The organism is Streptomyces changanensis, from assembly GCF_024600715.1.
Classification (GTDB): Bacteria; Actinomycetota; Actinomycetes; order Streptomycetales; family Streptomycetaceae; genus Streptomyces; species Streptomyces changanensis.
This window is the reverse complement of record NZ_CP102332.1, coordinates 5,685,263-5,697,655: the sequence shown is the minus strand read 5'-3', so window position 1 is coordinate 5,697,655 and position 12,393 is coordinate 5,685,263. Positions and strand designations below refer to the sequence as shown.

The following is a 12,393-nucleotide window of genomic DNA, read 5'->3' as shown; positions in this document are numbered from 1 at the left end:
GGCCCACGGGTCGCCGCGCCCCCGCCCCCGTAGCCCCGCCGCCGGCACGTGCGGCCCGCGGGCGCCACGGCGACCGGGGCTCAGCGCAGCGCCGGCTCCGCCAGCCGCAGCACCCCGGCGTCGGCGTCGAGTTCGGCCGGTACGCCGAGCGGCACGGTCAGCGCGGGCGTGCCGTGGCCGAAGCCCAGCTCCTCCACGACGGGCACGCCCAGCCCGCCGAGCCGGTCCCGCAGCACCGCGCGCACCGCGCCGTACGGGCCGCACTCCTCCCACGAGCCGAGCGCCACGCCCGCCACGCCGTCGAACAGCCCGGCCCGCAGCAGCTGGGTCAGCATGCGGTCGATCCGGTACGGCTCCTCCCCCACGTCCTCCAGGAGCAGCAGCCCGCCGCGCAGCGACGTCCGCCCGTCCGGCGTGCCGAGCCCGGCGGTGAGCAGGCTCAGACAGCCGCCCACGGTGACGCCGCGGGCCCGGCCCCCGACCAGCGGGCGGGCGGTGCCCGCTCCGAGCACGCGCGCCGACTCCGGCGCGAACAGCGCCGTCCGCAGGGCGTCCTGCGTGGCGGTGTCCTTCAGGAAGGCGGCGGCCCCGACCATCGGGCCGTGCAGCGTCACCAGGCCGAGCCGCAGCGCGAACGCCTCGTGCAGCGCCGTCGCGTCGCTGAAGCCGACGAACACCTTCGGCCCGGCCGCCCGCATGGCGTCCCAGTCCAGCAGGTCCACGACCCGCTGGGCGCCGTACCCGCCGCGGGCGCAGACGACCGCGTCGACTCCCGGGTCGCACCAGGCGGCCTGGAGGTCGCGGGCGCGGTCGGCGTCGGTGCCGGCGAGGTAGCGGGCGGTGGGGTGGCGGTCCACGGCGTGCGGCAGCGCCACGGCGTCGAGGTCCCAGCCGCGCAGCACGTCGAGGCCCACCTGCAGCCGCTCCTCGGCGACCGGCCCGCTCGGCGCGACGACGGCGACCCGGGCGCCCGGCCGCAGGCGCGGCGGGCGGGTGAGCGGGGTCAGGGTGGTACGGGTCGTCACGTCCGCGGCTCCAGCGCCGGCACGTCCGGGCGGGCGATGCCGAAGGTCCGCGCGTACAGGGACAGTTCCGCCTCCAGGGCGCGGACGAGGGTGTCGGCGCGGCGGAAGCCGTGCTCCTCGCCCTCGAAGGCGAGGTACGTGTGGGGGACGCCGCGTCCCGCCATCCGCGCGAGGAACCGTTCGCATTGCTCGGGCGGGCAGATCACGTCGTCCAGCCCCTGGAGGAGCAGGAACGGTGTGCGGATGCGGTCGACGTGGCCGAGCGGCGAGCGCTCGCGGTACCGGCCGGGGACCTCGGCGCGCGGCCCGACGAGGGACTCCAGGTAGTGGGACTCGAAGTCGTGGGTGCCGCCCGTCGCCCAGCCCTCCAGGTCGAGCACCGGGTAGCGGATGGTGGCGCAGGCGTAGGCGTCCGTTGCGGCGAGCGAGACGGCGGCGGTCCAGCCGCCGGCGCTGCCGCCGCGGATGGCGAGCCGTGCCGGGTCGGCGGTGCCCTCGGCGGCGAGGGCCTCGGCGACGGCGGCGCAGTCCTCGACGTCGACGACGCCCCACTGCTCCCGCAGCTGCTCGCGGTAGGCCCGCCCGTAGCCGGTCGAGCCGCCGTAGTTCACCTCGGCGACGCCGATGCCGCGCGACGTGAAGTAGGCGATCTCCAGGTCGAGGACGAGGGGGGCGCGGCCGGTGGGGCCGCCGTGCGCCCACACCACGTAGGGCGGCAGCTCGTCGTCGGGGGCGACCCGGTCGGGGTTGTGCGGCGGGTAGACGTGGGCGTGGACCTCGCGGTTGTCGGGGCCCGTGAAGGTCCGCAGCTGCGGCTCCGGGTAGTAGGCCGGGTCGACGGGGTCGCGGTGGGCGGCGCCGACGACGCGGGCGCGGCCCGTGCCGGTGTCGAGCTCCACGACCTCGTGACCGCTGCGCGGGCTGGCGGCGACGCCGAAGACGCGGGTGCCGTGGGTGGCGAGCGTCGGCTCCCACTCCGTCCAGGGCCCGGCCGCGTCGACCAGTTCGCCCGTCTCGGGGTCGAGTATGCCGAGCGCGGTGGCGCCGCGGCCGTGGACGACCGCGACGAGCCCGCTGTCCAGCGGCCGGAACCAGCTGAGCCCGATCTTCCACAGGGGCCCGCCGAACTCCTCCTCGCGGCCCGGGCACAGCGGTGTCGCGGCCGTCCCGCCGGGCTTGCACCGGTACAGCTCCCACCAGCCGCCCCGGTCGGAGGCGTACAGGAGGGACCCGTCGGGGGCCCATTCGACCTGGCACACCGACTCGTCGACGGCTCCGGCGACGGGCGCGACCGACGCGAAGGGGCCGCCGTCCACGACGTCGCCGGTCATGACGAGCGTGCCGTCCCACGGCATGAGCGGGTGGTCCCAGGCGAGCCAGGCCGCCCGCCGCCCGTCCGGGGAGAGCCGGGGTCCGGTGACGAACCGGTGCCGGTCGTCGGTGAGTTCGCGGATCGCGGAGCGGTCGTCGGCGGCCGACCCATCGAGGGGCACGGCGGCGATGACCCGCCGCACGTCGCCGGGGCCCTCGCCGGTGGACTCCTCCAGGACGCACCACACCTCGCGGCCGTCCGGGTGGAGCACCGGGTCGGCCCAGCGCAGGCCGGCGCCCGTCCCCGACACGGGGGTGAGGGGGCGCGGCGCGGCCGTGCCCCCGGGCTCGTGGGCGTACAGCCGCTGGTCGGGGAAGTGGCAGAAGACGACGAGGGGCCCGGTGCCGTCGGGCCGCGCCGTGCCCGCCCACGGCCGGCCGCCGTACTCGACGACGCGGCTGCGGACGTTCCAGGGGGCCGGCAGCACCGTCTCCTCGGCGCCGTCGGCGGTGCGGCGGACCAGGGCGCGGCGGCCGTCCTCGGCCGGCCGCGGCTCGGTCCACCACACCTCGTCGCCCACCGTCCCGACGTACTCGGGGTGCCCGTCGTGCGCGGCGGCCAGCCGCGCGTCGATCGGTGACGGCCAGGTTCCGTAGGGGCCCGTGGGCACCATGGACGATTCCCCCCTGTGGGCTATGCGGTACGCAGACAGTGGTCGAGGACGCGGACGCCGAAGTGCAGCGCGTCGACCGGGACGCGCTCGTCGACGCCGTGGAACATGGCCTGGTAGTCGTAGCCGACGGGCAGCCGCATCGGGGCGAAGCCGTAGCCGACGATGCCGAGCCGGGAGAACTGCTTGGCGTCGGTGCCGCCCGACATGCAGAACGGCACGACCCGCGCGTCCGGGTCGAAGCGCTCGACGGAGGCGCGCAGGGCGGCGTACGTCGGGGAGTCGACCGGCGCCTGCAGGGCGACCTCCCGGTGCACGAACTCCCAGTCGACGCCGGGGCCGGTCAGCTCGTCGAGGGTCGCGGCGAACTCCTCGTCGCCGCCGGGCACGGTCCGCCCGTCGACGTGGGCGGTGGCGGTGCCGGGGATGACGTTCACCTTGTAGCCGGCGTCGAGCATCGTGGGGTTGGCGCTGTTGCGGAGGGTCGCCTCGACGAGCGTGGCGGCCGGTCCGAGCTTGCCGAGCAGCCCGTCCACGTCGAAGTCCGGCCGGTCCAGGTCGGGGGCGTCCAGGCCGTGCAGGACGGCGAGTTCGGTGAGGGCGGCGCGGACCGTGGGTGTGAGCCGGACGGGCCACTGGTGCTCGCCGATGCGGGCCACGGCGGCGGCGAGCCGGCTGACCGCGTTCTCCCGGTTCACCTTGGAGCCGTGCCCGGCCCTGCCCCGCGCGGTGAGCCTGAGCCAGGCGGTGCCGCGCTCGCCCGCGGCGACCGGGTAGAGCGTCATGCCGGGGCCGGCGTGGAAGGTGTAGCCGCCGGACTCGCCGACGGCCTCGGTGCACCCCTCGAACAGGTCGGCGTGCCGGTCGGCGAGGAAGCCCGCGCCGTCCTCGGCGCTCGCCTCCTCGTCGGCGGTGTAGGCGAGGACGATGTCGCGGCGCGGCCGGACGCCGTGGCGGGCCCAGTCGCGGACGACGGCGAGCACCATCGCGTCCATGTTCTTCATGTCGACGGCGCCGCGGCCCCACACGACGCCGTCGCGGACCTCGCCGGAGAAGGGGTGGACGGTCCAGTCGGCGGGCTCGGCGGGGACCACGTCGAGGTGGCCGTGGACGAGGAGCGCGTCGGCCGACGGGTCGGTCCCCTCGATGCGGGCGACGACGTTGGTGCGTCCCGGGGTCCGCTCCAGCAGGAGCGGTGCCAGGCCCGCGTCGGCGAGCCGTTCGGCGACGTACTCGGCGGCGGGGCGCTCCCGGCAGTCGCCGCCGCCGCGGTTGGTGGTGTCCATGCGGATGAGGTCGGACGTGAACGTCACCACCTCGTCGAAGGCCGGTCCGTCGGACGGGTCCTGCTCGTGCCCCCGGTCCTGGCGGGTCGGGTCAGCCATACTGCTCCTCCACTGCGGCCGAGACGATCGTGGTGACCGCCTTGAAGGTCCGGATCGTCTCGTACATCGTGGCGCCGGTGTGGGCGACGCGGCGCTCGCCGCAGACCACCACGCCCGGGACGACGGTGGCGGCCGCGGCCAGGTGCTCCGCGTCGAACTCCAGCTCCACGGTGAACGGTCCGCCGCGCACCGGTTCGTACCGTACGGCCAGGGAGGCCGCTTCCTTCGCCGCGGCGCGGATGTCGGCGGCCGTCCGCGCGGGCGTGCGGCAGACCGCCGCGTACCGCGACACGTGGTCCTTGACGGCGACCTTACGCGCCTCGGGGGCGTAGGCGAGGGCGTCCTCACAGGTGCGGTCGTCGCCGGTGACGAGGACGACGGGGACGCCGTACTCGGCGACGACGTGGGCGTTGAGGTACCCCTCGGAGGCGCGGGTGCCGTTGAGCCAGACGCCGGTGATGGAGTTGGCGAGGTAGGTGTGGGCGAGGACGCCCTCCGTGCCGGCCCCGGTGTGGTAGCCGACGAAGGCGATGCCGTCGACGTCGCCGTGCTGGACGCCCTCGACCATGGAGAGCGACTTGTGTCGGCCCGTCAGCATCTGGGCGCGGGGGTCGAGCCGTTCGAGGAGGAGGTTGCGCATGGTCCAGTGCGCCTCGTTGACGAGGACCTCGTCCGCGCCGCCGTCGAGGAAGCCGAGGACGGCCGCGTCGACGTCGGAGGTGAACATCGCCCGGCAGCGCTCCCACTGGGGGGTGCCGGGCAGGACGTCGGCGGGCCAGGTGACCCCGGTGGCGCCCTCCATGTCGGCGCTGATGAGGATCTTCATGCCCACACGTTACGCGGCGGTGCGGGCCGGTACCAGGTGCGCGCGGGCCGGTCCCGGGTGCGCGTCCGTCACCGGGGCGGTGCGGGGCGGGGGTAGGTGCGGGACTGCTTGACGCTGCCGAAGGCGAAGCTCGACTCGATGGAGGCGATGCCGGGGATGGCGTGGACCTGGTTGCGGACGAGGAGTTCGTACGCCTCCAGGCTTTCGATGACGACGCGCAGCAGGTAGTCGCTGCTGCCGGCCATCAGGTAGCAGTCCTGCACGTGCTCGATGCCGCCGATCCGCTCCTCGAAGACGGCGACGGCCTCCGCCGTGTGGCGTTCGAGGCGGATGCGGACGAAGACGGTGATCGGCAGCCCGTAGGCGACCTGGTCGACCATCGCGGTGTAACCGCGGATGAGACCGGACTCCTCCAGGCGGCGGACCCGCCGTAGACAGGGGGACGGGGAGAGCCGGACCCGGTCGGCCAGGTCCTGGTTGGACAGGCGCCCGTCCGCCTGCAGCTCGCGGATGATCCGCAGATCGGTGGCGTCCACGCCTCCACCCACCCCCTCCCGACCGCCCGCGCGGTCCCCTGACCGGCCACGACGGCCGTTCTTGGCAGATCCTGCCCCAAACATAGGTCCGAGCGGCAGAACTGGCAATCGGCTGCCCCGGCGTTGGTCCTACTGTTGCGGCGCACAGGGATGGGTTTTCCGTACGGATGGAGGTCGGGTGGTCGCGACGAGCACCGTGGGCGCGCCCGCGGTCGGCCGGGGACGGCGGCTCCCCGTCCTGTCCCCTGGAGCGGTGGGCATGACCGCGCTCTTGCTGACGGTGTCGATCTGGGCGGCGTTCGCCCTGAGCGCCCGGGCGCTGGGCGCCTCGACGCTGCTGCCCGCCGACGCGGCGCTGCTGCGGTTCGGTGTGCCGCCGGCTCTCCTGGCGGTGGCGCTGTGGCGGCGCCGGCGGGCGCTGGCCGCGGTGCGGCCCGGGCCCGCGGTCAAGATCGTGTGCGGGGCGGGGGTGCCGTTCTTCCTGGCGGCCATGTACGGCGGCTCGCTGACCTCGGCCTCCTTCGTCGGGGCGATCGTGCCGGGCATGGTCCCGCTGTTCGTCTCCGCGCTGGTGGTCGCGCGCGGCGGGCGCCTCCCGCGCGGCGCGCAGGCCGCCGGGCTGGCGCTGATCGCGCTGGGCGTCGTCGCCCTCGTCTGGCGGTACGCGGTGCCGTTCGACTCCGACGTGATGGTCGGTTCCGGGACGCTGCTCGTGGCGAGCGGGCTGTGGGCCCTGTACACGGTGGGCCTGCGGGAGGTGGACCTCGACCCGGTCGGGTCCATCGGGCTGCTGTGCGTGCCGTCCTTCGCCGTCGTCGCGGCGCTGGTGGCGCTGGGCGTCCTGCCGAGCGGGCTGGGGCGCGCGACCGCCGGCGACGTCGTCCTCTTCCTCGTCGTCCAGGGCCTCGGGGTGGGCCTGTGCGCGGGGCTGCTGTACGCGTTCGCGATACGGCGGCTCGGCGCCGAGCGCAGCTCCGTCGTCGGCAGCCTGAGCCCGGTGGCCGTGGTGCTGCTGGCCGTCCCCCTCCTCGACGAGCGTCCGACGGCGGCCGTGCTCGTCGGCGTCCCCCTCATCACCGCGGGCGTGGTCCTGGCCAACCACCGCCCCCGCCCCACCCGTACCGACCGCGACCCGGAGGTCTCCCCCGATGCTTGAGCTGCTCCCGCCCCCGCCGGCAGACCCCCTGTGGGACCTGGCCGCCGAGTTCGGCGCCGACCCGCGCCCCGAGCGGCTGAACCTCGTGCTGGGCGTCTACCGCGACCACACCGGTGTGACGCCGGTGATGCGGGCGGTGCGGGACGCCGAGCTGCGCCTCGCCGAGCGCTCGGCGTCGAAGGAGTACCGGGGACTGTCCGGCAACACCGCCTTCAACCGCGCCATGGTCGCGCAGGTCCTCGGTGACGGCGCGGCGGCCGCCCGGGCCACCGCCGTGCAGACCGTCGCGGGCACCGGCGCCCTGCGCCTCCTGGCGGACCTGGTCCGGCGGACCCGGCCCGGCACGACGGTGTGGATCAGCGACCCCGCCTACGTCAACCACCGGCCCATCCTGGAGGCGGCGGGCCTCGTGGTGCGCGCGTACCGCTGGACCGACCCGCAGGGGCTGCTGGAGGACCTGCGCGGCGCCGGCCGCGACGACGTCGTCCTGGTGCAGGGCTGCTGCCACAACCCGACGGGCGTCGACCTCGACCGCGCGACGTGGGAGGCCCTGGCGGCGATGGCCGGCCGCGCCGGCTGGGTGCCGTTCGTCGACCTGGCGTACCACGGGCTCGGCGACGGCCTGGAGGCCGACCTGTGGGCGACGCGGATGCTGGCGGAGCGGCTGCCGGAGGTGCTGGTCGCGGTGAGCTGCTCGAAGAACTTCGGCCTGTACGCGGACCGCACCGGCTGCGCGATCGTCGTCGGCTCGTCGCCTCGGGTGCTGGCCCACGCCGAGACGGCCCTGCAGAACGCCGCCCGCACGCTGTACTCGATGCCGCCGGAGCACGGGGCGGCGATCGTGGCGACGGTCCTGGAGGACGACGCGCTGCGGAGCTGCTGGCACGCCGAGCTGAACGTCATGCGGCGCCGGGTCGCCGCGAACCGCGCCGCGCTCGTCGCCCGGCTGGCGGAGCTGGGCTGCGGCGCCTGGGCGGAGCCGCTGGCCCGGCAGAAGGGCATGTTCGCGGGGCTGCCGCTGTCGCCCGACGGGATGCGGGCGCTGCGCCGCGACCACGCCGTCTACGGCACGGCGTCGGGGCGCCTCAACATCGCGGGGCTGCCGGCCGACCGGGTGGACCAGCTGGCCGGTGCCATCGCCGCGGTCCTCGGTGGCGTCCCGGCCTTCGCGTCCGGGCCGGGCCCCGGCCTGTCGGTACCGAGCCAGGCCGTCCCGGTCTGAGCCCGGCCGTCTCGGGGCCTGTCGTCTCGGGGCCGGCCGTCTCGGGGCGGCCGTCTCGGGGCCGGCCGTCTCGGTCCGAGCCCGGTCTGTGCGGCCTGGCCCGGCGCGGCCGTCCCCCGCCCCGAGACCGAGCGTCGCGGTCCGAGCCGAGCCACCCCCGCCCCGGGGCGGGGGTGGCTCGGTGTGCGCCGGCCGCCCGGGCGCAAGCGGCCCGTCAGGCCGGCAGGACCGGGCTCCTGGGGCCCGGAACGGCCAGCAGACGGGACAGCTCGGCGCGGTGGAGGTCGGCGACCGGCGCCAGCAGATCGGGGTGGCGCAACAGCGCCGCCGCGCGCCGGTCGGCGTCGCCGGGCGACAGCAGGCGGCGGCTGCCGACCGGCGCCGGGCCGCGCAGGGCGACGACCGCCGCGGCCGCCAGTTCCGGCTCGCCGAGGAGGCAGGCCGCCCAGCTGGCGACGACCTCGTCCACCCACGTGCGCCACGGCTCGTCGCCGCCGTCGGCACCGGTGAGCCAGTCGAGCCGGTCCGCGCCGCCCGCGCCGGTCATCGAGACGAGCGCCGCGTCCAGTTCCGTCGGGTAGCGCAGGGCGGCGGCCACTCCCGCGGCCTGCCGTGCCTGTGCCTCGGCGAGGGCACGGTCGACGGCGCCGCCCCCGGAGGGGTAGGCGCGGGTCAGCCACTGCGCGGTGGCCGCGACGATCGAGGGGAGTTCGGTGTGCACTGCCGGTCCGGGGGCCGTCGGGATGGTGGCCAGCACGGTACCCCGATGCGCCCTTCCGGCGTAATGACGCATATCACCCGCGTCCGGTGGTATCCGCACCGTGCACGATCATCCGAACCGGAGGAGAGGCCATGGGACACGGCGGCGACGTGATCAACGAGCTGGTCACCGACCACCGCGAGGTGGAGGAGCTGTTCAAGCGCATCGAACGGCTGCCCTCGGGTGCCGCGGAGCGCAAGGAGCTGGCCGACCAGGTCACGATCGAGCTGGTACGGCACGCGGTCGCCGAGGAGGAGTACCTGTACCCGGCGGTGCGCGAGCACGTGCCGGGCGGGGACGCCATCGCCGACCGGGAACTGGCGGACCACGCGTCCGCCGAGCGCACGATGAAGGAGCTGGAGGCGTGCGAGGCGGGCGACGTCCGGTTCGACGCGCTCGTCACGCAGCTGATGGCGGAGATCCGCGGGCACGTGGACGACGAGGAGGCGAACCTCTTCCCGCGCCTGCGCGCGTCCTGCCCGCCGGAGGCGCTGGAGGAGCTGGGCGACAAGGTCCGCAAGGCGAAGAAGGTGGCGCCGACCCGGCCGCACCCGGCCGCGCCGGACAAGCCGCCGGCCAACAAGCTCCTCGACCCGGGCGCGGGCATCGTCGACCGGCTGCGCGACGCGGTCACGGGGCGCGGCAAGCACGGCTGACGGGCCGCTCCGGCCCCCGCGCGGCGGCGCGGCGGGCGGCACGGACTCGGGGCGGGCGACGGACCACGGATCCGTCGCCCGCCCCGATCGTCGTGCGGGCCGTGGTCGGAGGAGGCGTCAGGCGTCGTGGCCGAGGAGCACGTCCCGTTCGGTCCGCCCGCCGCCCGTCACGCTGAGGGCGGTGGCGACGGGCGGGTAGCCGGTGGCGATGACGGTGTGGGCGCCGGAGGGCAGGTCGACGAAGCGGAAGATGCCGTCCGGTCCGGTGGTGAGGGTGTCGACGACGTTCCCCGCGGCGTCGAGCAGCGTCACGCGCGCGTCCTCCACGGGACGGCCGCCGGGGGCGCGGACGGTGCCGCACACAACGGCGCCGCCCGCCAGCTCCACGTCCTGTCGGGTCTCGCGGGCCGCCTGGACGGTGACCGGGACGGCGGTGGGCCGCAGGCCGGGCGCGCCGGAGGTGAGGGTGTACTCGCCGGCGATCAGCTCGGTCAGCAGGTAGCCGCCGTCGGGCGCGGTGCGGGTGGTGGCGACGACGTCGCCGCGGACGTCGGTGAGCGTGACCCCGGCGTCCTGGACGGGTGAGCCGTCGGGGGTGGTGACGGCCCCGGAGAGGCGGCCGGCGCCGCCGAGGACGACGTCCAGTCCGACGGCGCCGTCGGGGCGGTCACCGGCGGTGAGGGTGACGGCCCGGGGCTGGTGGCCGGCGGCCGAGGCGATCAGCACGTACGCGCCGGGGGCGGGGGTGCTGAGCGCGTAGCGCCCGTCGGCGCCGCTCGCGCCGCGGCCGGTCTGGCGGCCGCGGACGTCGATCAGGGTGAGGGCGGCGCCGGGGACGGGCGAGCCGTCGTGGTGGCGGACCGTACCGCAGACGGGGGCGCCGGGCGCGGGGAGGGACGCCGGGCCGTACGCCGCCTCGGGCGGCGGGGCCGCCGCCCCGGCGAGCGGCACGGCGGTCCGTGACGCGGCGGACCCGGCGTCGACGGGGACGGCGTCGATGAGCCCGGCGTCGACGGGCCCGGCGTGGGGCGGGACGGCGTCGCTCGGAGCGGCGCCGGTGGGGACGGCATCGGTCGGGGTGGCGCCGGTCGGCTCCGGGCCGGCGTACGCGGGCGCGGGGCCCGGGGGCGGTACGGGTCGGGGGCCGCGTGCCGCGGGGACGGCGCCCGCGGCGGGGCGGGGGTCGGACACCAGCGGTCTCTCCTTGAGGAAGAAGGCGGCGAAGAGGCCGACGGCGAGCACCGGCACCAAGTGGAGCAGGATCCGCGGCGCGGCGTCGGCGTACACGTGGGCGTAGCCGTGGCGCAGGACGGGCGGCAGGGGGTGCGGCTCGGCGAAGAGCGTGCCGAGGAGGGTGACGCCCGCGCTGGCCCCGATCTGCTGGCAGAGGGTGAGGGCGCCGGTCGCGGCGCCTACGTCGCCGGGGCGCGCGACGTTCTGCACGGCCAGCACCAGGACGGGCAGGACGAGGCCGATGCCGGTGCCGAGGACGGCCTGCCAGACGCTGTGGTCGAGGCGGGGGGTGCCGGCGTCGAGCTGGGAGAGCAGCCACATGCCGACAGCGGCGACGGCCGTGCCGATGACCGCGTGGACGGCGTAGTGGCCGGTCCGGCTGACGAGGTGTCCGGAGACGAGGGACGCGGCGGCCAGCGCCCCGAGGAGCGGGAGGATCAGCAGCCAGGTGTCGAGGGCGCCGCGGGCGCCGGCCTGCCGGAGCAGCGCGGGGAGGCACACGGCCACCCCGAGGAGGGCGACGCCGACGAGCGCGCCGACGACCGCGCACACGAGGAAGACGGGGTCGCGCAGCAGCCGCAGCGGGATGACGGGTTCGGGCGCGCGGTGGGCGACGACGAGGTGGAGCAGGGCGCTGCCGGCGGCGGCGCAGCCCAGGCCGAGGATGGTCCTGGAGGTCCAGGCGTGCGCGGTGCCGCCCCAGGTGAGCAGCAGGACCAGGCAGGCGGTGGCGGCGGTGAGGAGCAGGGCGCCGAGCACGTCGGGGCGCGCCCGGCGGTGCGCGGCGGCCGAGCCGCGGCCCCGGCCGGCGGGGGTGGAGGGGCGCAGGGCTGCGCCGACGACGGCGAGGGCGGCGAGGCCGCCGGGTACGACGAGGTGGAACGTCCAGCGCCAGGAGGCCGTCTCGGTGACGTACCCGCCGAGGAGCGGGCCGGTGACGGTGGCGACGGTGAACGCGGCGGCCAGGACGCCGAGGTGGCGGCCGCGCCGGTGGGCGGGCGCCAGGTCGGCGGCGAGGGCCTGCGCGCCGGTGAGGACTCCCCCGGCGCCGAGTCCCTGCACCGCGCGCAGGGCGACCAGTTCGTCCGGGGTGCGGGCCCAGCCGGCCAGGGCGGAGGCGGCGACGAAGAGCGTGAGGGCCCACTGGAAGACGGCCTTGCGGCCGTAGAGGTCGCCGAGCTTGCCGTGGAGCGGCAGGGAGGCGGTGGCGGTGAGGAGGAAGGCGGTGACGGCCCACGTCGCGCGGTCGGGGCGGCCGGGCAGGTCCGCGGTGACCGCCGGGAGGACGGGGGCGAGGGCGAGCTGCTGGAGCGCGACGAGGAGGACCGCGAGGGCGAGCCCGGTCAGGGCGAGTCCCGCGCGGCGGGGGCCGGGCACCGGCCCGAGCGCCGGGCCGGGGTGGTGCGGTGGGCCGTCGGGGGACGGCGGCGGCGCGGTGGAGCCGGGTGCCGCGGTCCGTACGGTCTGCTCGTCCTGCGCCAGCGTGATCCCACCCACGAAACCGCTCCCCTCGTCTCGCCGCTCGCGTCCGGGGCGCCATTGTTCGCATCAGACGCGGAGGGTGATCAAGCGGTGCATTGCGGGCGGGAGGGTGGGTACGGGCCCGGTCGCG

Annotated in this window: 10 protein-coding genes; 3 read left to right on the top strand and 7 right to left on the bottom strand. The window is 76.6% G+C overall.

Annotation, left to right across the window (positions count from 1 at the left end; all coding sequences use genetic code 11):
* Nucleotides 1–80: 80 nt before the first annotated feature.
* From NRO40_RS24845 to NRO40_RS24825, 5 genes are all read right to left on the bottom strand, one after another.
* Complete coding sequence (locus tag NRO40_RS24845; protein WP_058940151.1) at nt 81–1,025, bottom strand: S66 peptidase family protein; 945 nt, start codon at nt 1,023–1,025, stop codon at nt 81–83.
* Nucleotides 1,022–3,010, bottom strand: a complete 1,989-nt coding sequence (locus NRO40_RS24840; RefSeq protein WP_058940152.1) for a prolyl oligopeptidase family serine peptidase — start codon at nt 3,008–3,010, stop codon at nt 1,022–1,024. Before NRO40_RS24840 ends, NRO40_RS24845 begins: the two co-directional genes overlap by 4 nt.
* Nucleotides 3,011–3,030: 20 nt before the next feature.
* The gene (locus NRO40_RS24835) at nt 3,031–4,392 is read right to left on the bottom strand and encodes a M20/M25/M40 family metallo-hydrolase (RefSeq protein ID WP_058940153.1); all 1,362 of its coding nucleotides are present in this window, start codon (nt 4,390–4,392) and stop codon (nt 3,031–3,033) included.
* A complete protein-coding gene (locus NRO40_RS24830) occupies nt 4,385–5,218 on the bottom strand; it encodes a M55 family metallopeptidase (RefSeq protein ID WP_058940154.1) in 834 nt (277 codons plus the stop codon). Before NRO40_RS24830 ends, NRO40_RS24835 begins: the two co-directional genes overlap by 8 nt.
* 68 nt (nt 5,219–5,286) lie before the next feature.
* A complete protein-coding gene (locus NRO40_RS24825) occupies nt 5,287–5,754 on the bottom strand; it encodes an Lrp/AsnC family transcriptional regulator (protein WP_058940155.1) in 468 nt (155 codons plus the stop codon).
* Between the two features lie 259 nt (nt 5,755–6,013).
* Between NRO40_RS24825 and NRO40_RS24820 the strand changes: the two genes are divergently transcribed.
* Nucleotides 6,014–6,910, top strand: coding sequence for a DMT family transporter (locus NRO40_RS24820; RefSeq protein ID WP_107114978.1), 897 nt, complete (start codon nt 6,014–6,016; stop codon nt 6,908–6,910).
* Nucleotides 6,903–8,132 carry an amino acid aminotransferase gene (locus NRO40_RS24815; RefSeq protein ID WP_079046750.1) on the top strand — a complete coding sequence of 410 codons (1,230 nt, stop codon included), beginning with the start codon at nt 6,903–6,905 and terminating at the stop codon, nt 8,130–8,132. The genes NRO40_RS24820 and NRO40_RS24815 overlap by 8 nt, the downstream gene beginning before the upstream one ends.
* Nucleotides 8,133–8,346: 214 nt before the next feature.
* On the opposite strand, the gene NRO40_RS24810 is transcribed toward NRO40_RS24815, so the two are convergent.
* The gene (locus tag NRO40_RS24810; protein ID WP_058940263.1) at nt 8,347–8,853 is read right to left on the bottom strand and encodes a hypothetical protein; all 507 of its coding nucleotides are present in this window, start codon (nt 8,851–8,853) and stop codon (nt 8,347–8,349) included.
* A 131-nt stretch (nt 8,854–8,984) separates the two neighbouring features.
* Here NRO40_RS24810 and NRO40_RS24805 point away from each other — a divergent pair, with 131 nt between their 5' ends.
* Entirely contained in the window at nt 8,985–9,548 is a 564-nt protein-coding gene (locus NRO40_RS24805; RefSeq protein ID WP_058940157.1) for a hemerythrin domain-containing protein, read from the top strand.
* 117 nt (nt 9,549–9,665) lie between these two features.
* Here NRO40_RS24805 and NRO40_RS24800 read toward each other — a convergent pair whose 3' ends face one another.
* On the bottom strand, nt 9,666–12,278 hold the full coding sequence (locus NRO40_RS24800; protein ID WP_058940158.1) for an MFS transporter: 2,613 nt from the start codon (nt 12,276–12,278) through the stop codon (nt 9,666–9,668).
* Between the last annotated feature and the right edge of the window lie 115 nt (nt 12,279–12,393).

Excerpts from the sequence above, each read along its gene's own strand:
- NRO40_RS24830 (WP_058940154.1), bottom strand. The coding sequence starts at position 5,218 with ATGAAGATCCTCATCAGCGCCGACATGGAGGGCGCCACCGGGGTCACC.
- NRO40_RS24835 (WP_058940153.1), bottom strand. The coding sequence starts at position 4,392 with ATGGCTGACCCGACCCGCCAGGACCGGGGGCACGAGCAGGACCCGTCC.
- NRO40_RS24820 (WP_107114978.1), top strand. The coding sequence starts at position 6,014 with ATGACCGCGCTCTTGCTGACGGTGTCGATCTGGGCGGCGTTCGCCCTG.
- NRO40_RS24815 (WP_079046750.1), top strand. The coding sequence starts at position 6,903 with ATGCTTGAGCTGCTCCCGCCCCCGCCGGCAGACCCCCTGTGGGACCTG.
- NRO40_RS24805 (WP_058940157.1), top strand. The coding sequence starts at position 8,985 with ATGGGACACGGCGGCGACGTGATCAACGAGCTGGTCACCGACCACCGC.
- NRO40_RS24840 (WP_058940152.1), bottom strand. The coding sequence starts at position 3,010 with ATGGTGCCCACGGGCCCCTACGGAACCTGGCCGTCACCGATCGACGCG.